This window comes from Nucisporomicrobium flavum (genome assembly GCF_016464385.1).
Taxonomy (GTDB): Bacteria; Actinomycetota; Actinomycetes; order Mycobacteriales; family Micromonosporaceae; genus Actinoplanes; species Actinoplanes flavus_A.
This window is the reverse complement of sequence record NZ_JADMLH010000007.1, coordinates 327599-352043: the sequence shown is the minus strand read 5'-3', so window position 1 is coordinate 352043 and position 24445 is coordinate 327599. Positions and strand designations below refer to the sequence as shown.

At 73.9% G+C, this 24445-nt stretch carries 24 protein-coding genes; 11 read left to right on the top strand and 13 right to left on the bottom strand.

The window, feature by feature from the left end; all coding sequences use genetic code 11:
* Positions 1-8 precede the first annotated feature (8 nt).
* Positions 9-761: a DUF72 domain-containing protein gene (locus IT780_RS19640; RefSeq protein WP_233413088.1), complete on the bottom strand. Its 753-nt coding sequence runs from the start codon at positions 759-761 to the stop codon at positions 9-11.
* An 85-nt stretch (positions 762-846) separates the two neighbouring features.
* On the opposite strand from IT780_RS19640, the gene IT780_RS19635 reads away from it, so the two are divergent.
* Entirely contained in the window at positions 847-1170 is a 324-nt protein-coding gene (locus IT780_RS19635; protein WP_199513033.1) for a BatC protein, read from the top strand.
* 11 nt (positions 1171-1181) lie between these two features.
* Positions 1182-2429, top strand: coding sequence for a cupin domain-containing protein (locus IT780_RS19630; protein WP_199513032.1), 1248 nt, complete (start codon positions 1182-1184; stop codon positions 2427-2429).
* 10 nt (positions 2430-2439) lie between these two features.
* Here IT780_RS19630 and IT780_RS19625 read toward each other — a convergent pair whose 3' ends face one another.
* The 5 genes from IT780_RS19625 to IT780_RS19605 form a co-directional block, all read right to left on the bottom strand.
* Positions 2440-3210, bottom strand: a complete 771-nt coding sequence (locus IT780_RS19625) for a hypothetical protein (RefSeq protein ID WP_199513031.1) — start codon at positions 3208-3210, stop codon at positions 2440-2442.
* Positions 3207-5852, bottom strand: coding sequence for an FtsK/SpoIIIE domain-containing protein (locus IT780_RS19620; protein WP_199513030.1), 2646 nt, complete (start codon positions 5850-5852; stop codon positions 3207-3209). The genes IT780_RS19625 and IT780_RS19620 overlap by 4 nt, the downstream gene beginning before the upstream one ends.
* Positions 5845-6723 (bottom strand): hypothetical protein, encoded by an 879-nt coding sequence (locus tag IT780_RS19615; RefSeq protein WP_199513029.1) that lies wholly within the window; start codon positions 6721-6723, stop codon positions 5845-5847. The genes IT780_RS19620 and IT780_RS19615 overlap by 8 nt, the downstream gene beginning before the upstream one ends.
* A gap of 4 nt (positions 6724-6727) precedes the next feature.
* Positions 6728-6988, bottom strand: a complete 261-nt coding sequence (locus IT780_RS19610) for a hypothetical protein (RefSeq protein WP_199513115.1) — start codon at positions 6986-6988, stop codon at positions 6728-6730.
* A gap of 85 nt (positions 6989-7073) precedes the next feature.
* Positions 7074-7448 (bottom strand): hypothetical protein, encoded by a 375-nt coding sequence (locus IT780_RS19605; RefSeq protein WP_199513028.1) that lies wholly within the window; start codon positions 7446-7448, stop codon positions 7074-7076.
* Positions 7449-7494: 46 nt separating this feature from the next.
* Between IT780_RS19605 and IT780_RS19600 the strand changes: the two genes are divergently transcribed.
* Complete coding sequence (locus IT780_RS19600; RefSeq protein WP_199513027.1) at positions 7495-10020, top strand: ATP-dependent Clp protease ATP-binding subunit; 2526 nt, start codon at positions 7495-7497, stop codon at positions 10018-10020.
* 47 nt (positions 10021-10067) lie between these two features.
* Here the strand turns inward: IT780_RS19600 and IT780_RS19595 are convergent, their stop codons facing one another.
* Positions 10068-11045 carry a LysR family transcriptional regulator gene (locus IT780_RS19595; protein WP_199513026.1) on the bottom strand — a complete coding sequence of 326 codons (978 nt, stop codon included), beginning with the start codon at positions 11043-11045 and terminating at the stop codon, positions 10068-10070.
* Positions 11046-11201: 156 nt separating this feature from the next.
* Complete coding sequence (locus IT780_RS19590; protein WP_199513025.1) at positions 11202-11807, bottom strand: hemerythrin domain-containing protein; 606 nt, start codon at positions 11805-11807, stop codon at positions 11202-11204.
* A gap of 67 nt (positions 11808-11874) precedes the next feature.
* Here IT780_RS19590 and IT780_RS19585 point away from each other — a divergent pair, with 67 nt between their 5' ends.
* Positions 11875-13185 (top strand): M20/M25/M40 family metallo-hydrolase, encoded by a 1311-nt coding sequence (locus IT780_RS19585; RefSeq protein ID WP_199513024.1) that lies wholly within the window; start codon positions 11875-11877, stop codon positions 13183-13185.
* A gap of 42 nt (positions 13186-13227) precedes the next feature.
* Positions 13228-13896, top strand: a complete 669-nt coding sequence (locus IT780_RS19580; protein ID WP_199513023.1) for a hypothetical protein — start codon at positions 13228-13230, stop codon at positions 13894-13896.
* 187 nt (positions 13897-14083) lie between these two features.
* Here the strand turns inward: IT780_RS19580 and IT780_RS19575 are convergent, their stop codons facing one another.
* On the bottom strand, positions 14084-14275 hold the full coding sequence (locus IT780_RS19575) for a DUF5703 family protein (RefSeq protein ID WP_199513022.1): 192 nt from the start codon (positions 14273-14275) through the stop codon (positions 14084-14086).
* A 5-nt stretch (positions 14276-14280) separates the two neighbouring features.
* Positions 14281-15297 (bottom strand): aldo/keto reductase, encoded by a 1017-nt coding sequence (locus IT780_RS19570; protein WP_199513021.1) that lies wholly within the window; start codon positions 15295-15297, stop codon positions 14281-14283.
* Between the two features lie 167 nt (positions 15298-15464).
* Between IT780_RS19570 and IT780_RS19565 the strand changes: the two genes are divergently transcribed.
* The 5 genes from IT780_RS19565 to mshC all read left to right on the top strand — a co-directional run bounded on the left by IT780_RS19565 (position 15465) and on the right by mshC (position 20061).
* Positions 15465-16517, top strand: coding sequence for an LLM class F420-dependent oxidoreductase (locus IT780_RS19565; protein WP_199513020.1), 1053 nt, complete (start codon positions 15465-15467; stop codon positions 16515-16517).
* A 2-nt stretch (positions 16518-16519) separates the two neighbouring features.
* Positions 16520-17221, top strand: a complete 702-nt coding sequence (locus IT780_RS19560; RefSeq protein WP_199513019.1) for a histidine phosphatase family protein — start codon at positions 16520-16522, stop codon at positions 17219-17221.
* Between the two features lie 117 nt (positions 17222-17338).
* A complete protein-coding gene (locus IT780_RS19555) occupies positions 17339-17932 on the top strand; it encodes a DUF3090 domain-containing protein (protein ID WP_199513018.1) in 594 nt (197 codons plus the stop codon).
* The gene (locus tag IT780_RS19550; RefSeq protein WP_372443730.1) at positions 17929-18744 is read left to right on the top strand and encodes an SCO1664 family protein; all 816 of its coding nucleotides are present in this window, start codon (positions 17929-17931) and stop codon (positions 18742-18744) included. The genes IT780_RS19555 and IT780_RS19550 overlap by 4 nt, the downstream gene beginning before the upstream one ends.
* A 78-nt stretch (positions 18745-18822) precedes the next feature.
* Positions 18823-20061 (top strand): cysteine--1-D-myo-inosityl 2-amino-2-deoxy-alpha-D-glucopyranoside ligase, encoded by a 1239-nt coding sequence (gene mshC / locus IT780_RS19545; protein WP_199513017.1) that lies wholly within the window; start codon positions 18823-18825, stop codon positions 20059-20061.
* Between the two features lie 30 nt (positions 20062-20091).
* On the opposite strand, the gene IT780_RS19540 is transcribed toward mshC, so the two are convergent.
* A complete protein-coding gene (locus IT780_RS19540) occupies positions 20092-20751 on the bottom strand; it encodes a response regulator (protein WP_307831267.1) in 660 nt (219 codons plus the stop codon).
* The gene (locus IT780_RS43190) at positions 20748-21911 is read right to left on the bottom strand and encodes a sensor histidine kinase (RefSeq protein WP_199513015.1); all 1164 of its coding nucleotides are present in this window, start codon (positions 21909-21911) and stop codon (positions 20748-20750) included. The genes IT780_RS19540 and IT780_RS43190 overlap by 4 nt, the downstream gene beginning before the upstream one ends.
* Before the next feature lie 162 nt (positions 21912-22073).
* On the opposite strand from IT780_RS43190, the gene IT780_RS19530 reads away from it, so the two are divergent.
* Positions 22074-23333, top strand: coding sequence for a hypothetical protein (locus tag IT780_RS19530; RefSeq protein WP_199513014.1), 1260 nt, complete (start codon positions 22074-22076; stop codon positions 23331-23333).
* Here IT780_RS19530 and IT780_RS19525 read toward each other — a convergent pair.
* Positions 23306-24376: an alkene reductase gene (locus IT780_RS19525; protein ID WP_199513013.1), complete on the bottom strand. Its 1071-nt coding sequence runs from the start codon at positions 24374-24376 to the stop codon at positions 23306-23308. The genes IT780_RS19530 and IT780_RS19525 overlap by 28 nt on opposite strands.
* Positions 24377-24445 lie beyond the last annotated feature (69 nt).

Below are 24445 nucleotides of genomic sequence, written 5' to 3'. Positions count from 1 at the left end.
GTGCCAGCCTACGGGGTCCGGGTCACCTCGAGACCACGGCGGCGGGCCTGCGCGGCCATCGCGACGGCGTCGGTGATGGCCGCGCCACCGGGGTCGTTGTTGAAATACACGTACGTGGGCAGGTCCGGCAGCCGGTCCAGCCACGTGGCCAGAGCCGAACGCCCGTAGTGCGGCCAGGGGTTCGCCCGTCCCTCGTGCATCCGCAGGTAGCCGAAGTCGGCGGTGAGCCACAGCGGGGTCACCGGCCGCCCCTTGCGGTCCGCCCAGGACAGCGCCGCGTTGTGCCGTTCGAGCACGTCGCGGATCTCATCGGTCCACCAGCTGTCATGCCGCGGCTCGACCGCCACCTTGACCGTACGCGGGAACAGCGACAGCGTCCGGTCGAGCGCCGCGGCGTCGGCCTGCAGCGTCGGCGGCAGCTGGATCAGCACCGGGCCCAGCTTGTCGCCCAGGGCCTCGGCGCGGCCCAGGAAACGGGCCACCGGCTCCTCGGGCTCCTTCAGCCGCTTGATGTGGGTCAGGTAGCGGCTCATCTTCACCGCGAAGCAGAAGTCGTCCGGGGTGCGGGCGCGCCACTGGGCGAACGTGTCGCGTTCCGGCAGCCGGTAGAAGGCGTTGTTGATCTCCACGGTGGCGAACGCCCCGGCGAAATGCTCCAGCCAGAGCCGCTGCGGCAACCCCTCCGGATACAGGTACGGCCGGGAGCTGTCGCCACCCTTCGGCGGTCGCCAGTCCTTGTACTGCCACCCTGAGGTGCCCATCACCAGCACACCGCCAGGGTTGCCAGATTAGGGGTGATCGAAACCGGGTACCGGGGGAACCTTCCACCGACGAAGGGGAACCAGCATGCGACTCAGCGACGACGACATCACCGGCGGCAGCGGCGTTACCGGCGAGGGCGTGGCCGACGGCGGCGCCAACCCGGGCGGCCACGACGGTGGCGCGGACGGCGGTGCCGGCGGGGAGGGTCCCGCGGACGGCGGCGCGAACCCGGGCGGCCACGACGGCGGTGCCGACGGCAGCGCCTCGGGCGAGGGCCTGGCCGACGGCGGCGCGGACCCGAACGGCCACGACGGTGGTGCCGACGGCGGCGCCTCGGGTGAGGGCCCCGCGGACGGCGGCGCGAACCCGGGTGGCCACGACGGTGGTGCCGACGGCAGCGCCTCCTGAGGCTCGCTGCGATGACGCGCCCCACGCCGGGCGGCGGCGACCGCCGCCCGGCTCTGTCCCGGGCCATCGCCGTCGACCCGGCGAAGTTCGCCGAGGCGTACTGGGGACGGCAGCCGCTGCTCACCCGGGCCGACGAACTCGCCGGCCCGGACGGCTTCCTGGACCTGCTCTCACCGGACGCGGTCGACGAGCTGCTCAGCGAGCGCGGCCTGCGCACGCCGTTCCTGCGCGTCGCCAACCAGGGCACCGTGCTGCCCGCCTCGGCCTTCACCGGCTCCGGCGGCGCCGGCGCGGAGATCGGCGACCAGGTCGTCGACGACAAGGTCATGCGCCTGTACGCCGACGGCGCCACGCTCGTGCTCCAGGGCCTGCACCGCATCTGGCCGCCGCTGATCGAGTACGCCCGCCGCCTCGGCGCGGAGCTGCGCCAGCCGCTGCAGGTCAACGCATATCTGACCCCGGCGGGCAACAAGGGCTTCGCGACCCACTACGACACCCATGACGTGTTCGTGCTGCAGGTCGACGGCACCAAGCGCTGGCGGGTGCACGAGCCGGTGCTGCCCGAGCCGCTCGAGCGCCAGACCTGGGGCGGCCGGGCCGACGAGGTGGGCGCCGTCGCCGACGGGCCGGCCACGCTGGACGTGGTCCTCAGCCCGGGCGACGCCCTCTACCTGCCGCGCGGCTGGCTGCACTCGGCCGAGGCGCAAGGGGAGCGGTCGCTGCACCTGACCTTCGGCGTACGGGCGCTGACCCGGTACGCCCTCGTCGAGGAGCTGCTCCACCTCGCCGCCCAGGACCAGCGTCTGCGCGCGACCCTGCCGTACGGCATGGACGTGGCGGACCCGGACCAGGTGGCCGACGAACTGACCCGGACGGTTTCCGCGCTGCGCGACTGGCTGCTCACCGCCGACCCGGCCGAGGTGGCCGAGCGGCTGCGGGCCCGGGCCTGGCCGGCGCAGCGCCCCGAGCCGGTACGCCCGCTGGCCCAGCTCACCTTCGCCGAGCGGCTGACCGCCGACGACCGGGTGACCGTACGCCACGAGCTGCGCTGGACCCTGCGCGCGGACGGCCCCGAGCACGTGGTGCTGCAGCTCCTGGGGCGCACGCTGCGGTTCCCCGCGTACTGTGAGCAGGCCGTGCGCACCGCCCTCGACGGCGGCGGGCACCGGGTCGGCGACCTGCCCGGCCTCGACGACGACGCCGACCGCCTGGTGCTGGCCCGCCGCCTGCTGCGCGAGGCGGTGCTGGTCCCCGCCTGAGCCGCCCGGCTCAGCCGCCGGGCGTGTCGCCGCGGACGGCGGCCGCGGACGGCCCAGCGGTGCTGGTCCCGGCTCGGCCGCCGGGGGAGTTGCCGCGGACGGCGGCCAGGATCAGGCCGGCCGTGATCAGCGCGGCGATGAGCACGGTGGCGACCGCGGAGGCGTCGAGGGGGTTGCCGCTGCGGTCCGCCACCCGCTTGGCCGTGATCACCGCGAGGATGGGGCCGAGCAGGGCGACGACCAGCGCCACCACAGGCAGCCCCACCGCCAGGTCACCGCCGCCCTCCCGGCCCGCCCAGCGCAGCAGCGACCACGCGGCGAGGCCCAGCGCCCCGCCGAGCGCGCCGAGGCCCGCGTACAGCAGGGTGGCGCCCTTCAGCGGCTTGGTCGGCGGCGTCCATGCGGCGGTCGTCGCCGCCTCCTGCAGATAGTCGTCCGCGTCCCGGTCCCGCTGGCGGGGAACCGTCGGCTGGGGTGCCTGGCCGAACCGGTCGGCGATCCGGCCCACCTTGTGCGCGAACTCCGCCCACAGCCCGGCGACCTGCGCGTCGACCTCGTCGCGGTGCCGTTGCGCGGCGCGGACCGCCGCCTGCGCCTCGCGGATGCGCTGGTCGGCCGCGTGGACCGCCTCGTCGGCCTCACGGGCGCGGGTGTCGTGCCAGGTGTGCGCCTCGGCGCGGTGTGCGGCCGCCTCGTCGTCCAGGTTGGTCAGCTTACGCAGCACGCTGCGGTAGTCGGGGGTACGGCGTTCCAGCGTGCCGTCGGCGTCGGAGATCGTCATGAGGGTCCATAGGGGATGATGACCTCGGCGCCGCGGTGCACCGAGCGGTCGAAGTGCAGGGCCCGCCACGGCCTCGGATACCAGACCGGCGATCCGTGGCCCGGGTAGTACGGCGACAGCTCGCTGCCGTGCACGTCCAGGGCGACCCAAGCGCCGATCACGTCCGTGCGCGAGCTGGGGCCGCCGAGCGTGTCGCGCAACAGCGCCGCGCCGCGCCACCAGCCGATGACGTGCACCCGCCGCTCGGGACCCTGCCGCAGGATCCGGCGCAGGAGCTCGGGGTTGCGCCCGGGCGCGGCGTCGACCGCGTACAGCAGGAGGAAGAGCGGGCGGTCCGCCGCGGTGCCCTCGGTCGCGCGGATGGCGGCGTCCTCGAACAGGAACTCCACCGTGTCGGCGTCGTAGTAACCGGTCTCGGGGGGCAGCACGCCCTTGAGCGCCTCGACCGCGGTGCTCGCGTCGGTGTCGAGGCAGGCCACGGCGAACTGGGCCGCGCCCGGCTCGAACTGCGCGGCCAGCGAGCGGGCCACCGTGTGCAGCACCGCGCACGCCTCGTCCACGCGCGTACCCATGATCGCGAGGTTGCGGCCCGGCGCCCGGCGCAGCACCGTGCGCGCCGACCGGGCCGCCACGTCGATCGTCTCGCCGAGCAGCACCACCGGCGCGGACACCGGGCCGGCGGCGCCGATGTCACGGAAGTCCGGGCTGTCGTCGAGGCGCGGGATCGCGTCACCGTCGAAGAGCCGCGGCGGCGGGAGCTCCGGCGGGCGGCGCCGCCACAGCCGGTGCTGCAGGGCGCTCCACCGCTCCCGGTTGCCGGCGTCGGGCACGCGCACGACCCGGTTGGCCTCGAGCGCGCCGGAGTCGGCGTTGACCACGGCGTGGTAACGGGGCAGCACGTCGGCGGCCGTGTTCGTCTCGGCCAGCACCCGGCGCGCCCGGGGCAGGGCGATGCGCAGCGAGAACTGGGCCACCAGCGCCGGGCGTCCCCACAGCGCCTCGATGCCGGACACGTCCTGGCTGGCCAGCACCAGGTGGATGCCCTGCGAGCGGCCCCGGCGGGCCAGGTCCTCCAGCAGGTCGACGGCCTCCGCGGCGACCGCGTCGCGCCCGGCGAGCAGCACCTGGAACTCGTCGACCACCGCCACGATCCGGGGCCAGCTGCCCTCCGGGTCCTCGGCGCGCAGCTCGGCCAGATTCGTCACCTCGTGCCGCTTCGCCGCGTCGGCCCGGCTGCGCAGCTCGGCGCCGAGGAAGCGCAGCAGCGCCAGGCCGAACTCCCGGTCGGTGTTGACGTTCAGGCCGACCAGGCGCACGTGCGGCAGCCAGCTGGGGTCGCGGCGGCCCGGCGCGAACCGGGCGAACGACACGCCCTCCTTGAAGTCGAGCAGGTAGAACGCCAGCTCGGCGGGGGAGTAGCGGGCGGCGAGCGCGCCCATCCAGGCGTAGATCAGGTTCGTCTTGCCGGTGCCGGAGGGGCCGGCGATCAGCGCGTGCGGGGGATAGTCGGACAGCGTCACGTGCACCGGGGCGCCCTGCGGGCTGTCGCCGAGCGGGGCGGTCAGCGCACGGGCGGAGCTCTGCTGCCACTCGTGCTCGGGCAGCAGGCTGTCGAGCGCCACGGGGGCCGGGCCCGCGGCCACGGCGTCGGCGATCTGCCGGCACGTGCGCGTCACGACCGCGGGCGGCGGACCCGGATCCAGGCGTACGGGCAGGGCACCGCACCCGCTCAATCGGGCGTCGTCACCCGGAACCGCTTCGACGACCTCCACGCCCGTGGCGCCGTTCACCGGCAGGTCCCGCACGATCAGGTGCACCCCGCACGCGGCGCCGGTGCGCAGCAACCGGTCGAGCTGGCTGCGCTCGTGCCGCGACAGCTCGTCCGGGCGCCCGGCGCCGAGCAGGATCGCCACCCGCCACGGCTCCGGCCGGCGCCCGGTGGCGGCGGCCAGCTCCCGCAGCGAGGAGTGCTCGCCGGCCAGCACGGTCTCGTTGATCCGCCGGACGTGGTCCACGAGCTCGTCGAGCAGCGCGCCGAGGCCGCCGGGCCCGACGAACTGCAGCACCCCGGCGGGCGCGAGCGGGGCGAAACCGGCCAGCCCGCCGCCCAGCTGCTCGGGGTCGTACCCGGTCAGCGTGATCCGGCCCGGCTCGACGCTGCCGATGGCGCGCAGCAGCAGCCCGGCCACCACGTCGTCGCCGGTCGCGTCGTCGCCGCGGACCACCACGTGTCCCCGGTCGAGCAGCGGCACCAGCGCGGGCACCTCACCGTCGTACGGCAGCAGCAGCTCGCCGACGCGCAGGTCGGGCGCGGGCGCGGAGGAGTCCGCCGGGGTGGCCCGCCATCGCGACCACGGGGCTCCGGCGGCGCCCGGAGCGGCGAGGCGGGCGGTCTCGGCGGCCGCCCCGGCCAGCTCCGCCAGGTCGCGTTCGTGCTGCTCGTCGATCTGCCGCAGGCGCTTGTCACGTTCGTGGGCGAGCCGGCGGCGCCGTTCCCGGGCGGCCGCGACGATCCGGGCCCGCCGGGTCAGGGCCGCCTCGTGCTCGGCCTGCGCGGCCTCGAGCGCGTCGGTGGCGGCGCCCAGCGCGTGCGACAGCGCGGCGCGGACCTCGACGACCTGCTGGGCGGTCGACTCAGGCATCGGCGCCACTCGGCCGTACGGGTTCCGGCGCCGACGGGTCCAGCGTGGCCGGGTCGCGGCCGAGCCGGGCGAGCAGCACACCGGTCAGGACGCCCGCGGTGACCGCCGAGTCGGCGGGGTGCGCGGGCTGCTCCTCCTTGGCCGGCGCGCGGCAGATGCGGGCCAGCATCGTGTCCAGCAGGGCCGGTGGGGTGCCGGGCAGCAGCGAGCGCACCCGGCCGCCTGCCGCGTTCTGCAGCCGGGGGAGGTCCTCGGGGCGCGGTTCGTGCCCGAGCAGGTCGCCCGCGAGCTTGCGCAGCACCGGCGAGCTGGCCGCGGACAGGCCGAGGCCGGTGGCGGCGTTGACCCCGTGCAGGTCGCGCCCGAGCCGGGCACGGTCGCCGGAGCGGACCCCGGCGGCGACCCGGCGCAGCAGCTCGGCGGTGTCGGTGGGCCCTGAGGGAGCGGCGCCCTCCTTGGGCGGGGGCGGCGCTTCGCCGGTGAGCTCGGCGACCCGCTCCTGCCACCACGGGCCGAGCTTCTCCGGTGCGGGCGGCCGCTGGTCGTCGCGCCCGGCCTGCTGCTCCTTGGGCTGCAGCCCGGCCTTGTAGTCGGTGTCCGGGGGAGCGCCGGTCTGCCCGGCCAGCCCCAGCGCCGCGAGGTACGCCTCGATCGCGTCCTGGGCCAGGCGCAGGGCGGCCGCGGCGTGCTCGGCGTGCTCGGTCGCGTTGCCGAGCTGCGGTACGCCCATCGGGTCGACCGAGGTCTGCCGCACCCAGTTGAGCAGCTCGGTGGCGCTGCGCAGCCGTTCCATCGCCACCGTCACGAGGCCGGTGGGCAGCTCCTCGGAGGTGGCGCGGAGCTGGGCGCCGAGTTCCTGCAGCAGCGACATCGCGTCAGAGCGTCGCGGTGTAGGTCTGTGCCTGCTCGACCGCCAGCAGGGTCGCGCCGAGGCACTCCTCGAGCTGCTGGTCGGCCTGCGACAGCGACGCGTGCGCGGCGCCCACCGCCTCGTTGGCCGAGCCGTCCAGCGCGGCGGCCAGGCTCTGCTGCGCCTCGCCGAGCTTCTCGCGGGCCGCCTGGATGGCCGCCTGGCCCTCGGTGACCTGTTGGAGCGCGGCGTCCACGGCCGCTCTGACCTCGGCGACGCTGGCCACTCGTGCAGCCTCCCGGCTCATCGGCACCCTGTACGCCGCCCAGGATAGTCGTCCCCGATGAGACGGTCGTGCCCGAGTGCCCGATTCAGCGCGGGACGCTGGAGGGGCCGCGTACCTCCGCGCCCAGCGCCGTCACCCGCGCGCGCAACCCGCGGTCGGCGGTCACCACGACGACCCGCCGCCCGGCGCCCTCGCGGGTCACCACCGCCACGATCTCGTCGTCGCCGGAGCCGGGCGCGGGCTCGACGCGTACGCCCGGGACCGGGCCGGTGTGACGAGCGCGACCCTCCACGACCAGCACGACCTCGACCGGGCCGGGAAGGTCCGGCAGGCCATCGGCGTTGATCGGTACGAGCGCATCACGCAGGCGGGCCGCAGCGCCCGCGCGGTCACGCCACCACCCGTCCGGCTTGGAGCCGACGACGTTGGCGGCGTCCACGACCAGCAGCGGTACGGCCATACCGGCAGCGTCTCACACCCGATGAACCCGCAACGAAAGAAGATCAATGAGTATCGGACCCCTGGGGCCGACCGGCCCCGGTGACTGGGACGACCTGATCGCCCGTTTCTTCGGCGCGGCAGGTCCCCGGCGGGCCGCGCAGCGGATCGACATCACGAAGTACATGAGCGCGGACGCGCGCGAGGTCCTCTCGGACGCGGCGCGCCGGGCCGCCGAGGTGGCCCCCGCCGGGGTGGGCCCCGCCGACCTCGACACCGACCACCTGCTCTGGGGCGCCCTGCAGCAGGAACCGCAGAAGTCGCTGGTCCGCCGCGCCGGCGCGGACCCCGACGCGCTGCTCGCCGAGCTGGGCGCAGCCACCCGCACGCCCGGCGCCGAGCTGCCCGAGCACATCGCCCTGACCCCGGCGGCCAAGCGCGCGCTGCTGGACAGCCTGCAGCTCTCCCGCGCGGTCGGCGCGTCGTACGTGGGCCCGGAGCACATCCTCATGGCGCTGGGCCTCAACCCCGACACCACCGCGGGGCGCCTGCTCGCCGGCCGGGTCGACCCCGGCACCCTGCAGCAGCCCGAGCCCTCGGCTGCCGGGGGCGGCGGTGGCGCCACGAACACCCCGACCCTCGAGCAGTACGGTGTGGACCTCACCGACCTGGCCCGGCGTGGCGAGATCGACCCGGTGATCGGGCGCGCCACCGAGATCGAGCAGGCCGTCGAGGTGCTGTCGCGGCGTACCAAGAACAACCCGGTGCTGATCGGCGAGGCCGGCGTCGGCAAGACCGCCGTCGTCGAGGGCCTGGCCCAGCGCATCGTGGACGGTGACGTCCCGCAGACCCTCGCCGGCAAGCGCGTGATCCAGCTCGACCTGGCCGGCCTGGTTGCGGGCACCCGCTACCGCGGCGACTTCGAGGAGCGGCTGCGCAAGGTCATCGACGAGATCCAGCAGAGCGGCGACGGCCTGATCGTGTTCCTCGACGAGATCCACACGCTGGTCGGTGCCGGCGGGGGCGGCGACGGCGGCGGCATGGACGCGAGCAACATGCTCAAGCCCGCGCTCGCCCGCGGCCGGCTGCGCGTGATCGGCGCGACCACGCTGGACGAGTACCGTCGCCACATCGAGAAGGACGCGGCGCTGGCCCGCCGCTTCCAGCCGGTGCTGGTGGGCGAGCCCAGCGTCGAGGACACCGTCGCCATCCTGCGCGGGCTGCGCGACAACTACGAGGCGCACCACCAGGTGCGCATCACCGACGAGGCGCTCGACGCCGCGGTGGAGCTGTCCGGCCGCTACATCACCGACCGGTTCCTGCCGGACAAGGCGATCGACCTGATCGACCAGGCCGGTGCCCGGGTACGGCTGCGCGTCAAGACCCCCGCCGCGGACGTCCGCGAGCAGGAGCGCCGCCTCGAGCAGCTCACCCGCGACCGCGACCAGGCGGTGGCGGCGGAGAACTACGAGAAGGCCTCCCAGCTGCGCGACGAGATCAACGCGATCCGGCAGCGGATGGACTCGGCGGGCGCCGGGGGAGACGCGGTGCCGCGGGTGACCCCCGAGGACATCGCCGAGGTCGTCTCGCGGGCGACAGGCATCCCGGTCGCGCAGCTCACCGAGGAGGAACGCGATCGGCTGCTGCGGCTCGAGGCGCACCTGCACGACCGCGTGGTCGGCCAGGAGGAGGCCGTCGCGGCGGTTGCCGAGGCCGTACGGCGCTCCCGTGCGGGGCTCGGCGACCCGGACCGGCCGGTGGGCAGCTTCCTGTTCCTCGGCCCGACCGGCGTCGGCAAGACCGAGCTGGCGCGCTCCCTCGCGGAGGCGTTGTTCGGCGAGACCGACCGGATGATCCGCCTCGACATGAGCGAGTTCCAGGAGCGGCACACCGTGTCCCGGCTCGTCGGCGCCCCTCCCGGCTACGTCGGCTACGACGAGGCCGGCCAGCTGACTGAGGCGGTACGGCGGCGGCCGTACTCCGTCGTGCTGCTGGACGAGATCGAGAAGGCGCACCCGGACGTCTTCAACATCCTGCTGCAGGTGCTCGACGACGGGCGGCTGACCGACAGCCAGGGCCGGACGGTGAGCTTCCGGAACACCGTCCTGATCATGACCAGCAACATCGGGTCCGAGATCATCGACGGCACCAGGCGCACGCTGGGCTTCGGCGCTGCCGACGCCGGCGTGAGCGAGGACCGCGACCTGCGCGAGCGGCTGGACCGCAGGCTGCGCGAGCAGTTCCGCCCCGAGTTCATCAACCGGATCGACGAGATCATCATCTTCCGGCAGCTCGAGACGGAGCAGCTGCGGCAGATCACCGGGATGCTGCTGGAGGAGACCCGGCGGCGCCTGCACGCGCAGGACGTCGGCCTGGAGCTCACCCCCGCGGCCATCGACTGGCTGGCCGCCCGCGGCTTCCAGCCCGAGTACGGCGCCCGGCCGCTGCGCCGCACGATCCAGCGTGAGCTCGACAACCGGCTCTCGCGGATGCTGCTCGCCGCGGACCTGGCACCCGGCCGGACGGTCCACGTCGACGTCGCGGACGACCGGCTGACCTTCGAGGTCCGCTCGCCGTCACCGGCCGCCGCCTGACGCCCGTACAGAACAGCCCCGGCGCTCCCACGAGTGCCGGGGCTTTCTCATGCCGCCGCGAGTTGCTGGGCGCCGAGCTGCGGATAGCCCTCCAGCCACTCCACGTAGAGCGGGTTGCGGGCCGCGGCCTCCTGGTACGCCTCGCTCGCCATGCTGATCAGCCGGGGCGCCACCCGGGCGGCGGGGCTGTCCGGGTGCCATCCCAGGACCTGCCGCCAGCGCAGCGGCGCGCCCTGGATCGGTACGTGGGTCAGCCCGCCGGGCGGCCGGAACGTCGGCTGGCAGAGCGCGAGGGCAAGCCCCGACTCCACCATGTCCACACAGCCGCGGATGTCGGTCTCCAGCATCCGCCTCGGCGTGAACCCGGCCCGGGCGCAGGCCGCGGCGAAGCAGTCGCCGAAGCAGCCGTCGCCGGTGCCGGCCACCCACTGCTCCTCGGCCAGGTCCGCCAGGTCCACGTCGACGCCCTTGGCCGCCGGGTGCTTCTCGGGCATGAGCACGCACACGCCGTCGATGGCGATGGTCTGCCAGACGAGGCCGTACTCCGCCGAGGGGAGCGCGTCGCCGCAGACCCCGACCTGGGCGTAGTCCAGCTTGCCCGCGAGGACCATCGTGGCCAGTTCCTCCACGTAGTACGACGCGTGGGTGCTGATCTGCGCGTCCGGCTGGGCCTCGGACAGCCGGTGCACCATGCCGCCGATGATCGGCCCGCCGATGGAGCCGATCCGGTAGCGGCTCATGGTGTTGTCGGAGCCCGCGCCGGCGAGCCGGGCGGCCTCGTCCTGCAGCCCCTTCATCGCCGGCAGCAGGACCCGGGCGCGGGAGAGCACGAGCTCACCCAGGGCGGTCGGCCGGGCGCCCCGCCGGTCGCGTTCGAAGAGCGGCCCGCCCAGCGTCCGCTCGATGCGCTGCAGCTGCGCCGTGAGGGCCGGCTGGGCGAGCCCCAGCAGCGACGCCGCCTTCGTCACGCTGCCCGTCTCCGCGATGGCACAGACCACCTTGAGATGCCGCAGCTCCAGGTTCATAGCGTGACGGTAGGACGTTCGCGCGATATCGGCTAGACCTTCGGCCAGCCAAAGATCCTCCAGATGTGACAAACGGGTTAAACAAACGGACCAAAGCAGCTAACCCGTACGCCCATACTGGAACGTTCAGTGTGGGATCTATCACTATCAGTAAGGTCAGAGGTCCTTCGGGTACGTCGTCCGCCGCCCCACGACATCACGCACCTTGTCCACGATGGCCACCGCGGGGTCCACGACCTTGTTCCACGGCGGGGTCGCCGGGGTCCCCGGATGCGGCCGGGTCGGCGCGGCCTCCTTCGCCGTCTCCACCCGGTTGCCCAGCCGGATCAGATCCTCCACCGACGCCATGCGCACCAGCAACGGCATCAGTTCCCCGGCGGCCGCGTCCGCGTGCCGGCGCAACCGGCGCAGCACGTCCGCGGCCCGCTCGGCGCGCTCGTCCTCCGGCGCGGCCTCGAGCAGGCGCAACGCCTCCAGCATGGCCCGGTCCTCGGTGATCTCCCGGTCCACCAGGCCCTCGCCGTCGAAGACCACGGCCCGCACGGCGGGATAGACGTACTGCTCCTCGGCGGACAGATGCCGGGACACGGCGGCCACGAGGACCTGGGTGAGCGTACGGCCGCGGGCGGCGTCGGCCCCGCCTGCGGCCAGCTCCTCGGCCAGCGCCAGCAGCTCGCGGTGCTCACGGGAGATCACATCGGCGACGTTCGGGCCGGTCGTCTCGCCACCGACCGGCGGCAGGGGAGGCAGATGTACGGACACGGCCGGGTCTTACCCGTACCTGATCACCCGCCAAACGCCGCCCCGCCCCACCTGGTAAGAAGGGCGGATGGAACCCGTCACCGCCGCCGACGAGGTCGTGGGAATCTGCCGCGACCTGCTCCGGATCGACACCAGCAACACCGGCGATCCCCGGACCACCGTGGGTGAGCGTGCCGCCGCCGAGTACGTGGCGCAGCAGCTCACCGAGGCCGGCATCGACGTCGAGCTGCACGAGTCCGCGCCGAAGCGGGCCAACCTGATCGCCCGTATCCCCGGCAGCGATCCGTCGCGCGGCGCGCTGCTCGTGCACGGCCACCTCGACGTGGTCCCCGCCGACGCGAGCGAGTGGTCCGTCCCGCCGTTCTCCGGCGAGGAGAAGGACGGCTACCTGTGGGGGCGCGGCGCGATCGACATGAAGGACTTCGACGCGATGATGCTCGCCGTCGTCCGCGACTGGAAACGTACCGGCGTCGTCCCGCCCCGCGACATCGTGCTCGCCTTCACCGCCGACGAGGAAGCCGGCATGGAGTACGGCTCGCAGTACCTCGTCCGCGAGCACGCCGGCCTGTTCGAGGGCTGCACCGAGGCGATCGGGGAGGTGGGCGGCTTCTCGTACACGATCAACGACGACCTGCGGCTCTACCTCGTGGAGACCGCGGAGAAGGGAATCGACTGGCTGCGTTTGCACGCCCGCGGCCGCCCGGGTCACGGCTCGTTCGTCCACGACGACAACGCCGTCACCGCCCTCGCCGAGGCCGTCGCAGCGGTCGGCCGGCACAAGTTCCCGATGGTCGTCACGCCGACCGTGCAGGCGTTCCTCGAGCAGGTCTCCGAGGCGCTCGGCATCGAGATCGACCCCGCCGAGCCCGAGCTGGCCATCGCCAAGCTCGGTCCCATCGCCAACCTCATCGGCGCGACCGTGCGCAACACCGCCAACCCGACCCGCCTCGAGGCCGGGTACAAGGACAACGTCATCCCGGGCAAGGCGTCCGCGACCATCGACTGCCGTACGCTGCCCGGCCAGGCCGAGCTCTTCCTCGAGCAGCTGCGCGCCGTGATCGGCCCGGACATCGAGATCGAGCACCTGCAGCAGCAGGCCGCCCTGGAGACCAGTTTCGACGGTGCCCTCGTCGACGCGATGTCCTCCGCGCTGCGCGCCGAGGACCCGGGCGCCCGTGCGGTGCCGTACATGCTCTCCGGCGGCACCGACGCCAAGGCCTTCAGCACGCTCGGCATCCGCTGCTTCGGCTTCGCGCCGCTCAAACTGCCCGCCGACCTCAACTTCTCGGCTTTGTTCCACGGCGTCGACGAGCGCGTTCCGGTCGAAGGACTACAGTTCGGCGTGCGTGTGCTCGACCGGCTGCTCAGGGCGAGCTGACGTCCCGACAACGACGCCGTTGATGAGAGGACTTTTCACACCATGACCGACCAGTACGCGGAGCTGGACGCCGCCCTCGACCGGGTCGTGGCGGCCGCCAAGGCCCACCTGGCGGCGGTCAAGGCCGCCCAGGGCCGGGTCGACGACGACGACGTGTGGCAGGCCTACGTCGACCTCAACAACGCCTCGTTCGCCTACGACGAGCAGCTGCTCGACCTGTTCGGCGAGGTCACGCCCTGGGACGTCGAATCGATCGACCCGGACGAGGCGGCCGCCCGCTTCAACGCCGCCGCCGGCGGCCTCGACGGCGCCGGGAGCGACCCGCACCCCCAGGTCATCTCCGTGCGCCAGCGCCGCGACTACCGGGTGCCCAGCGTCGCCGCGCTGCTCCGGGTCGCCGACAACGCCCGCCGCGGCCTCGTCCCCGAGGACGAGGAGGCCGAGCCGATCGAATCCGTCGGCGAGGCGGTCCTGGAGCTGCTCCAGGCCGGGGACGGCTCGCTGTCGTCGCTCGACGTGCCGGAGCTCGAACCGCTCGACGGCCTGCTGACGGTCTCCGAGGTGAGTGAGCCGCTCGACCTCGAGGCGTACGCGGACGAGGACGGCGCCGGCCCGTTCACCCCCGGACCGGACGACATTCTGGTCGGCCGCCTCGACGAGCACCCCTTCCTGCCTGACGAGGAAGACGACCACGCCGGCCACAACCACTGAGGTGACGGCCTGAGCCGTTCGCAGCCGGCCGGGTGCGCCCGGCTCTGCCCCAGCGCGGGCGGAGCCGTGGTGCGCCCGGCCGTTGTCCGCCCGGGGCGGTGCGCACCCCCGGCAGTCGTCTGCCCGGGCGTGGCCAGGACGTAATGATCGCCCGTCGGTGGCGGGCGATGGTGGTCTTCCTCTTCGGTTATATCGAGATGCCGGGCTGCCCCGTGGTGCCCACCTTGCGGCGGAGCATCACCTGGCGGGTCCCGTCCCGGAAGAGCTGCACGCGGGCCAGCTCCCATCCGGAGAACTCTGCCTGGATCGCCAGCTGCGCCGCGGCGGTCAGGCGATCGACATTCGACGGCAACCGCAGCGGCGCGTACTCGTAGTCCATGGGTCCTAATATGCGCCCGGTTCGGGCGTGCCACCAGTCCCCGGGCCGGTCAGACCCTCCCTTTCCGGATAGCCCAGCGGGACCGCCGACACGTCGTCGAGGGCCTGGGCTATCTCGTGCGGCAGGGTGAGCTCGTCGCTGAGCAGCGCACCCTGCAGCTGGCCCGCCGTACGCGCACCCAGGATCGGCGCGGACACGCCCGGGCGGTCGCGGATCCAGGCCAGCGCCACCTCCAGCGGCTCGACGCCGAGGCCGGCCGCCGCCGTGACGACCGCCTCGACGATGCTCGAGCTGCGCGGCTCCAGGTACGTCCGCACGAACGGCGCCAGGTGGTCGGTGGCCGCGCGCGAGTCCAGCGGGCGGCCGTTGCGGTACTTGCCCGTCAGCACGCCACGGCCCAGCGGCGACCACGGCAGCACGCCGATGCCCAGGGCCGCCGCCGCGGGCATCACCTCGCGTTCGATGCCGCGTTCCAGCAGCGAATACTCCATCTGGGTGGCCACGATCGGCGCGCGCGCCGGGTACGCCCGCTGCCACATGGCCACCTGCGCGGTCTGCCAACCGGCGAAGTTGGACACCCCGACGTAGCGCACCCGGCCGCTGTTGACCGCGTGGTCCAGCGCCGACAGCGTCTCCTCCAGCGGCGTCTGCGGGTCGTAGCCGTGCAGCTGCCACAGGTCGACGTAGTCGGTGCCGAGCCGGCGCAGCGAGGCGTCGAGGGTGCGCAGAAGGTGACCGCGGGAGCTGTCGCGACGGCGGTGCGGCGAATGCCCCAGCCCCGCTTTTGTGGCGATCAGCACCTCGTCGCGGGGCACCATGTGATCCAGCAGCGACCCGATGACCGCCTCGGCGTCGCCGTCGCCGTACACGTCGGCGGTGTCGATCAGCGTGCCGCCCGCGTCGAGGAAGAGTTTCAGCTGCGCGGCCGCGTCGTCAGGATCGGTGTCCCGTCCCCAGGTCATGGTGCCGAGCGCGAGCCGCGAGACCGCCAGCCCGCTTCGGCCGAGCGGTCGCTGTTGCATGGGTGAACCTTATTCAGAGGGGACCACCGGCGGAACGCTGTTGAGAGCTCAACAGTGCCGCACAACCGTCGGGTACGCGACCCGAGGGCCCGAAGATCACTCAGCGTGGTCGCCTAGGCTTCGTAACGCGGGGCATCGCGGCCCTGCCAGCAGGAACGGGAGGACCCGTGCGGCTCGGACTCAGCCTCGGATACCAGACCTCGTGGAGCACCCCCGCCGATCACCTGGCGATGGCCCAGGAGGCCGACCGGCTCGGCTACTCGGTGGTGTGGGCGGCGGAGGCGTACGGCTCCGACTCGCCCAGCATGCTCGCGTGGATCGCCGGCCAGACGCAGCGCATCGACGTGGGCGCGGCGGTCATGCAGATCCCCGCCCGCAGCCCCGCGATGACCGCGATGACGGCCGCCACCATCGACACGCTCTCCGGCGGGCGGTTCCGCCTCGGGCTGGGCGTCTCCGGCCCGCAGGTCTCCGAGGGGTGGCACGGCGTGCGGTTCGCCAAGCCGCTCGGCCGCACCCGCGAGTACGTCGACATCGTCAAGCTCGCGATCGCGCGCAAGCCCGTGGCCTACGAGGGCGAGCACTACCGGCTGCCGCTCCCGGGCGGAGCCGGGAAGGCGCTGCGACTGGGCTTCCATCCGCCCCGGGATTCCGTACCCATCTATCTCGCGGCCGTGGGACCGAAGAACCTGGAGCTGGCCGGTGAGATCGCCGACGGCTGGCTGGCGATCTTCTACGCGCCGGACGCGGCGGGGGAGCAGCTGCAGCACATCGAGCGGGGCCGCGCGAAGTCGGGAGCCGGCCTGGCCGGCTTCGACGTGTGCACGGCCGTGCCCGTCGCCATCGGCGACGACGTGGCCGCGTGCGCGGACCTGATCCGGCCGTACGCGGCGCTCTATGTCGGCGGCATGGGCAGCCGCGAGCAGAACTTCTACAACCAGCTGGCCGTCCGGATGGGTTACGCGGACGAGGCCAAGCAGGTCCAGGACCTCTACCTGGACCGCAAGGTCCGGGACGCGGCCGCGGCGGTGCCGCAGGACTTCATCGACCGTACGTCGATGGTCGGGCCCAAGGCGCGCATCGTGGAGCGCATCCGCGAGTACGCGGCAGCCGGCGTCGGCACGCTGTCGGTGAGCCCGTACGTGGGTGACCTGGAGAGCGGCATCGCCACGCTGCGCGCGGTCGCGGAGGCCTACGAAGCGTCCGGCGTGGCCGAGTAGCCGTGGCGACCGTCCTGCTGCTCCGCCACGGGCGGACCACCTCCAACGCGACCGGCGAGCTCGCCGGCCGCCGCCCCGTCGAGCTCGACGACACCGGCCGTGACCAGGCCCGGCGTGCCGGGGAACGGCTGCGCGCGCTGCCGCTGGCGACGGTCGTCTGCAGTCCGCTGGTCCGCTGCCGGCAGACCGTCGAGCTCGCCCTGCCGGACGTCGTCCCGGCCGTCGACGACGGCCTCACCGAGTGCGGGTACGGCGACTGGGAGGGCCGGCCGCTCAAGGAGCTGGCCACGGACCCGCTGTGGCCCGTCGTGCAGCAGCACCCGAGCGCCGTGGTGTTCCCCAACGGCGAGGCGATGGCGGCCATGTCGGCGCGGGCGGTCGCCACGATCCGGCGCTGGGACGCCAAGGTGACCGCCGAGCACGGCGCCGACGCGCTGTGGGTGGCGTGCAGCCACGGCGACATCATCAAGGCCATCGTCGCGGACGCCATGGGTCTGCACCTGGACGAGTTCCAGCGCATCGTCGCCGATCCCGCCTCGATCAGTGTGATCCGTTACACGCCGACCCGCCCGTTCCTCGTCCGCCTCAACGACACCGCCGACCTCGCCGGTCTCATCCCGGTGAAGAAGGAGGACGGGCAGGCGGCGGACCCGGCGGCGCAGTCCGACGCCGCGGTGGGCGGTGGCGCCGGCGCCGGCGTGTGAACCCGTGTTGACGGCGCGTGACCAGCGTGTGACGGCGATGGGGGCTCGCGTTGCGCCCTCGGCGAACCGGGCCGGTGCGCCGCGCGATCGTGCGCGCGGGCGGATAGGGTCGTTGCCATGACCCACCAGGTGCATGCCTTCGAGCCGCCGGAGCGGTTCGTCGCCGGGACGGTGGGCGAGCCGGGCGACCGGACATTCTTCCTCCAGGCCCGCGGTGGCGGGCGGGTGGTCAGCGTGGCGCTGGAGAAGGTCCAGGTGTCGCTGCTCGCCGAGAAGCTCGAGGAGCTGCTCACCGAGGCCGGCCGGCGGTTCGGCGTCGAGCTGCCCGAGTCGTCCCCGCTCGCCGTCAACGACAACGAGCCCCTCGACACCCCCGTCGACGAGGAGTTCCGGGTCGGCACGCTCGGCCTCGCCTTCGACGTCGACACCACCACGGTCGTCATCGAGGCGATCGAGGCGGGCGAGGCCGACGCCGAGGTCGAGCTGGGCGCCGAGGAGGACGACGACGCCGCGGACGACGAGGACGAGGACGACGAGCCCGACGACGACCTCGACCGGCTCCGCGTCCGGCTCACCCCCGAGGCGACCCGCGCGTTCATCGACCGCGCCCGCCGCGTGGTCGCCGCCGGCCGCCCGCCCTGCCCGCTCTGCGGCCAGCCGCTGGACCCGGCCGGCCACCTCTGCCCCCGGCACAACGGCTACCACCGGTGACGACGGAGCCGGCGCAGGCGCTCGCCGAGGGTGACGCCCTCGAGCTGCTCCACCACGGCACGATGGAGCTCGAGGGCCGGCTCGTCGACGCCTCCAACACCACGCTGCGCGCGGAGATCACCCTCGACGGGGTGACCCGCCGCTGCGTGTACAAGCCGGTGCGCGGTGAACGCCCGCTGTGGGACTTCCCCGACGGCACCCTCGCCGGCCGGGAGGTGTCCGCTTTCCTCGTGTCGCAGGCCAGCGGCTGGGGGCTCGTACCGCCCACGATCCTGCGGGACGGTCCGCTCGGCCCCGGCGCCTGCCAGCTGTGGATCGACGAACCGGCGGACGCCGAGGCGCTGATCGGGTTCGTCCCGGCGTACGACGTGCCCGAGGGCTGGTTCCCGGTCGCGTCGGCGCGTGACGAGGACGGCGACGCGTACGCGCTGGCCCACGCCGACGACCCCCGCCTGGCCCGCCTCGCCGTGCTCGACGCGGTCATCAACAACGCCGACCGCAAGGGCGGCCACGTCCTGTACGCCCCCGACGGCCGCATCCACGGCGTCGACCACGGCGTCAGCTTCCACGTCGAGAACAAGCTGCGCACGGTGCTGTGGGGCTGGACGGGCCGGCAGTTGCCCGCCGAGTGCGTGGAGGTGCTGACCCGGCTCGGCGCGGAGCTCGACGGCGACCTGGGGGAGAAGCTCGAGGAGCACCTGACGCTCTCCGAGGTGCAGCACGCGCGGCTGCGGGTGCGGCGGCTGCTGCGCGCCGGACGGTTCCCGAAGCCGCCGCAGGACTGGCCGGCGGTGCCCTGGCCGCCGGTCTGATCCGGCCGCCGCGTCTTCCTGAGTCTTTACTCACGCCCCGGGCGAAACTGCCGCCGGGTCTGGATAGGCTCGGTGACCATGGACGCATGGACCGGGCACGACGTGCCGACCCTGCCGGGAAGGGCCGCCTTGCCGGCCCTGTACGACACCGCCCGCCGCCGGGTCGCACCGACCAGGCCCGGAACCACCGCGACCATGTACGTCTGCGGCATCACGCCGTACGACGCCACCCACCTCGGGCACGCCGCCACGATGATCACGTTCGACCTGGTGCAGCGCGCCTGGCGTGACGCCGGCCTCGACGTGCGCTACGTGCAGAACGTCACCGACATCGACGACCCTCTGCTGGAGCGGGCCAACCGTGACGGCGAGGACTGGGTCGTGCTGGCGATGCGCGAGACCGCCCTGTTCCGTGAGGACATGGAGGCGCTGCGGATGATCCCGCCCGTGCACTACGTGGGCGCGGTGGAGTCGATCCCCGCGATCGCCGGGCACGTGCGGGAGCTGCTCGCGGACGGGTCGGCGTACACCCTCGAAGACGGCACCGGCGACGTCTACTTCTCGATCGCCGCGGCGCCCTCGTTCGGCTACGAGTCCGGGCTGACCCGCGACGAGATGCTGGTCCTGTCCGCCGAGCGCGGCGGCGACCCCGGCCGCGAGGGCAAACGCGACCCGCTCGACCCGCTGCTGTGGCGCGGCGCCCGCGACGGCGAGCCGGCCTGGGAGGGCGGCGACCTCGGCCCCGGCCGCCCCGGCTGGCACATCGAGTGCGCGACGATCGCCACCGGCCTGCTCGGCGACACCATCGACGTCCAGGGCGGCGGCAACGACCTGCTCTACCCGCACCACGAGTGCTCCGCCGCCCACGCCGAGCGCCTCACCGGCCGCGCCCCGTTCGCCGCCCACTACGTGCACGCCGGCATGATCGGCCTCGACGGCGAGAAGATGTCCAAGTCCAAGGGCAACCTCGTCTTCGTCTCCCGCCTGCGCGGCGACGGCGTCGACCCGATGGCGGTCCGCCTCGGCCTGATCGCCGAGCACTACCGCACCGACCGCCAGTGGACCGACGACGTCCTCAAGACCGGCCAGCAGCGCCTGGCCCGCTGGCGCTCCGCGGCGGCCGCCCCGGCCGGCCCGTCGGGCGAGGGCCTGCTCGCCGCGGTCCGCGAGGCCCTGCACAACGACCTCGACACCCCGGCGGCGCTCGCCCTGATCGACGCCTGGACGGAGGCGGCCCTGTCGGGCACCGGCGACGACACCGCGGCCCCGGAGCTGATGTCCCGCACGGTGGACGCCCTCCTCGGCATCCGCCTGTAGAGACCGCCGCGCCCGGCCGCCGGGCCGAGGTCAGCGGCCGGCTCTGACCAGGCCGGACTCATAGGCGTACACGACCGCCTGCACCCGGTCCCGCAGCCCCAGCTTCATCAGCACGCGCGCCACGTGCGTCTTCACCGTCGCCTCGCCCACGGCCAGGTCCGCGGCGATCTCCGCGTTGGACCTGCCGCGGGCCAGCAGGCGCAGCACGTCGGTCTCGCGGGGCGTCAGCGTGTCCAGCTCCGGTGGTGCCGCGGGACCGGGCCGGCCCGCGAACGCCGAGATGACCCGGGTCGTCACCGCCGGATCGAGCAGCGCCTCGCCGGCCGCCACGACCCGGACCGCCGTGATCAGATGCTCGGGCGACGACACCTTCAGCAGGAAGCCGCTCGCTCCCGCCTGCAGCGCCCGGTACAGGTTCTCGTCCGTGTCGAACGTCGTCAGCACGATGATCCGCGGCGGGTTCGGGGCGGACAGCAGGGCCCGGGTCGCCGCGAGGCCGTCCTGGCGGGGCATCGCGATGTCCATCAGCACCACGTCGGGCCGTAGCCGCCGGGTGAGGGTGACCGCCTCCACGCCGTCGCCGGCCTCGCCGACGACGCGCAGGTCCGGCTCGGTCTCGATGACCATCCGCAGGCCGGCGCGGACCATCTTCTGGTCGTCCGCGATGACGACCGAGATCCCCCCGCTCACGACCCCGCCTGAACAGCTGCCGAGGTCGGTGAGCCCGTCGCCGGCAACGCCGGCAGCCATGCTTCCACCGCGAACCCACCCCCGTCCCGAGGCCCGGCGGTGAACGTACCCCCGAACAACGCCACCCGCTCCCGCATCCCGATCAGACCCTGCCCGTTCCCGGCCGCCGGCGGCGGCACGACCGGGCCGTCGTTGGCGACGGTGAGCCGTACGCCCCCGGCCTCGGCGGCGACAGTCACCGTCGCGGCCGCCGCGCCGCCGTGTTTCAGGACGTTGGTGAGGGCCTCCTGGATGATCCGGTACGCCGACAGGTCCGCGGCCGGCGGCAACGTCGCCGGGCTGCCCGTACGGTCGAGAATGACCTTGAGGCCCGCCTCCCGGACCTGGCCGGCCAGGTCGTCGAGCCGGTCGAGGCCGGCGGGCGGTGCCGTCTGGCCGGCGTCCCCGCGCAGCAGGCCGAGAGTGCGGCGCAGCTCGCCCACCGCCTCGCGGCCGGCCTCCTCGATGCCCTGCAGGAGCTCCGGGTCGACGGTGAGCCCCGCGTCGAGCCGCCGCCGGACCGCGCCCGCCTGGATGACCATCACCGTCACGCTGTGCGCGACCATGTCGTGCAGTTCCCGGGCGATGCGGACGCGTTCCTCCATCACCGCCTCCCGGGCCTGCTGCTCGCGGATCGACGCGCGGACCGCTGCGGTGTCGGCGAGCCGGCGGGCCTGCGCGGCGACCACGGCGCCCAGGGCGTACGGGGCGGTCGTGAAGAAGAAGGCGGCCATCGGGTCGGTGCGGTCGTTCTCCCAGTACAGCAGGGCGGTGAGCAGGACCAGCCCGGCTCCGGCGGCGGCGCGCAGCCGGTCGCGGCGGCCGGCCTGCGGGCCCGGGACGAGCTGACCCACCGTGTACGCCGAGATCATCATCGCGACAAGCTGCCACAGCCGGTAGCTGACGGGCGTGTCGGCGTAGAAGAACGAGCACGCGGCCACGCTGTTCACCGCCATCGCGAGCAGCGGCACCGCGCGACGGGCGACGACCAACGCCGTGCACACCGCCAGCGCGTACGGCCACCAGCTCCCCGGCATCCGGACGACGTACTCCTCGATCAGGGCGAACGCGGCGAACCCGGCGCCGAGCGCGAGGTCGAGCGGGCGTGGCTTGCGGATCACTGTTCGACCGTACGGGCCCGGCCCGTCCCGCGAGACCGTCGCGCGGGGGACGGCCCGTCCTCCCCGAGGCGGACCCCGGCTCCCTCCCGGTACGGGTTACCGCAGGCCACGCCGTTCGTAGCGTCGGCGGCCGACATCCACGCAACACGCAAGGAGGCCACGATGTGGCGTAAGGCGGCCGCCGTCGCTCTGGTGACGGCTCCGATCGCTCTGGCCGTGGCGACCGGGGTGGACCCGGCGCTCGGCACCGGCGAGGTGCACGGCATCTACCGCGCCCATCCGGACGCGACGCAGTGGCATTCGCTGCTGCTGCACTGGGCCTGGGTCCTGTTCGTGCCCGGGATGCTGGGGCTGCTGGCCCCGATCCGTACGCGCGGCGCCGCGCTCGCCCGGGTCGCCTGGGTCGCGGTGCTGCTGGGGCTCGCGACGTTCTCGGCGCTGATGGTGATCGACTTCTTCGTGCTGGCGCTGGAGCAGAACCTGCCGGACGCTCAGGCCGCGGCGGTCACCACCCGGTTCGAGGAGCAGACGCCGACCATGGCGGGCTGGCAGTGGCCGGGCCTCGCGGGCTGGGCGTTGTCGCTGGTGCTCGTGCCGGTGGCCGCGGCCCGGGGCCGGGTGATCTCGTGGTGGACGGCCGGGGCGGCGCTGCTCGGCACGGTGCTGTACTTCCTGTTCGCGATCTCGCCCGTACCGGTGAACCTGCTCGGCCCGGTGGTCCTGGCCGGCGCTTACGGCGCGGCCGGATGGCAGCTGGTCACCCGCCGGCCTGAGGCCGGCGAGCCGGACGTCTTCGGCGCGTTCCGCCGCCGGGTCTCCAGGATCTGCCTGTACGCGGCCCCCGCGGCGTTCGCGCTCGGCATGCTGACCGCGCCGGCCGCCACCAGCGACCATCCCGTGGTGCTGCAGCTCAGCGCGCTGCTGCTGCACCTCGGCTGGCTGCTGTTCGTCCCGGCGGTCCTCGGCATCGCCGCGCGCGGGCGCCGGTTCACCAGGGTGGCGGCCGGGGTGACCGTCGTGGCATTGCTGCACTTCAGCGCGCTGATGGTCGGCGACACGGCGGATCTCGCGGCCCGGCAGGTGCTCGGCGACGCCGCGGCGGGCCGGGTGGGGGAGACGATGGGTGGCTTCCCGCTGCTGGCCTTCGGCTGGGCGCTGCCGGGGATGGCGCTGAGCCTGCTGGGGCTGATCGCGGTGACCGTGGGCGCGGCCACCGACGGGCTGGCCGGCCGGTGGGTGCCCGTGCTGACCGTCGCCGGGGTGGCCGCGTTCCTCGTGCTGGCCGCGGGACCGGCCGGGGTGGCCGGCCCGCTGCTCATCGGCGTGGCGTTCGCGCTGCTCGACCGTGGCCTGCGCGCCCCGGCGGCCCATCAGGACCGCCGGGAGCCGGTGGATCAGACCGCCGCGGTCAGCGCCGGGTAATCGGTGTAGCCGGTGTGGTCGCCGCCGTACGCCTTGTCGTAGTCGGGGGTGTTGAACGGCCCGCCCGCGGCGAGGCGTTCCGGCAGGTCCGGGTTGGCGAGGAAGAGGGCGCCGTACGAGACCAGGTCCGCCTCGCCGTTCTCGACCAGCTTCAGCGCCTCGGGCCCGGTCCACCCGCCCGGCGTGTACGGGTTGAGGATCAGCGGCCCGTTCCACCGCTCCCGCAGCTGCGGCGTGAACTCGGTGTCCGGTCCCTCGCCGACGTGCAGGTACGCCAGCCCCAGCGGGTTGAGCGCGTCGACCAGGGCCAGGTACGTCTCGCGGTGGCCGTCCTCGACGATGTCGTTGAACGGGTTCGACGGCGAGATCCGCAGTCCGACGCGGTCCGCACCGATCGCGCCGGCGACGGCCCGGGCCACCTCGACGACCAGCCGGATGCGGCCCTCGACCGTGCCACCCCACCCGTCGGTCCGCACGTTGGCGTTCGTGGAGAGGAACTGGTGCAGCAGGTACCCGTTGGCGCCGTGCAGCTCGACGCCGTCGAAGCCGGCCTCGATCGCGTTGCGTGCCGCGTCGGCGAAGTCGGTGATAGTGGCCTGGATCCCGGCCTCGTCCAGCGGCTCCGGGGTCACGAGGTCCTGCGGGCCCTCGGCGGTGAAGACCTGCCCGGCGGCGGCGACCGGGGAGGCGCTCACCGGGGTGGCGCCGTGCAGGCTCGGGTGCCCGATCCGGCCGGAGTGCATGAGCTGGGCGAAGATCAGGCCGCCGCGCGCGTGCACCGCGGCGGTGACCGGCTTCCACGCCTCGACCTGGGTGGCGGTGTGCAGGCCGGGGGTGTTCAGGTAGCCCTGTCCCACGGCGGAGGGCTGCGTACCCTCGGTGATGATCAGTCCGGCGCCGGCGCGCTGGCCGTAGTACTCGGCCATGAGCTGTGTGGGGCTGGCGCCCTCGCCGTACGCCCGGCTTCTCGTCATGGGGGCCATGACCACGCGGTTGCGGGTGGTGTAGCGGCCGAGCCGGCCCCCGTCGAATGCGGTCGTCATCACAAACTCCTGTCCTGGACAGCTTTTTTGCTGTCCAGGACAGGTAAGTTCCGGCCGGCCCGGATTGTT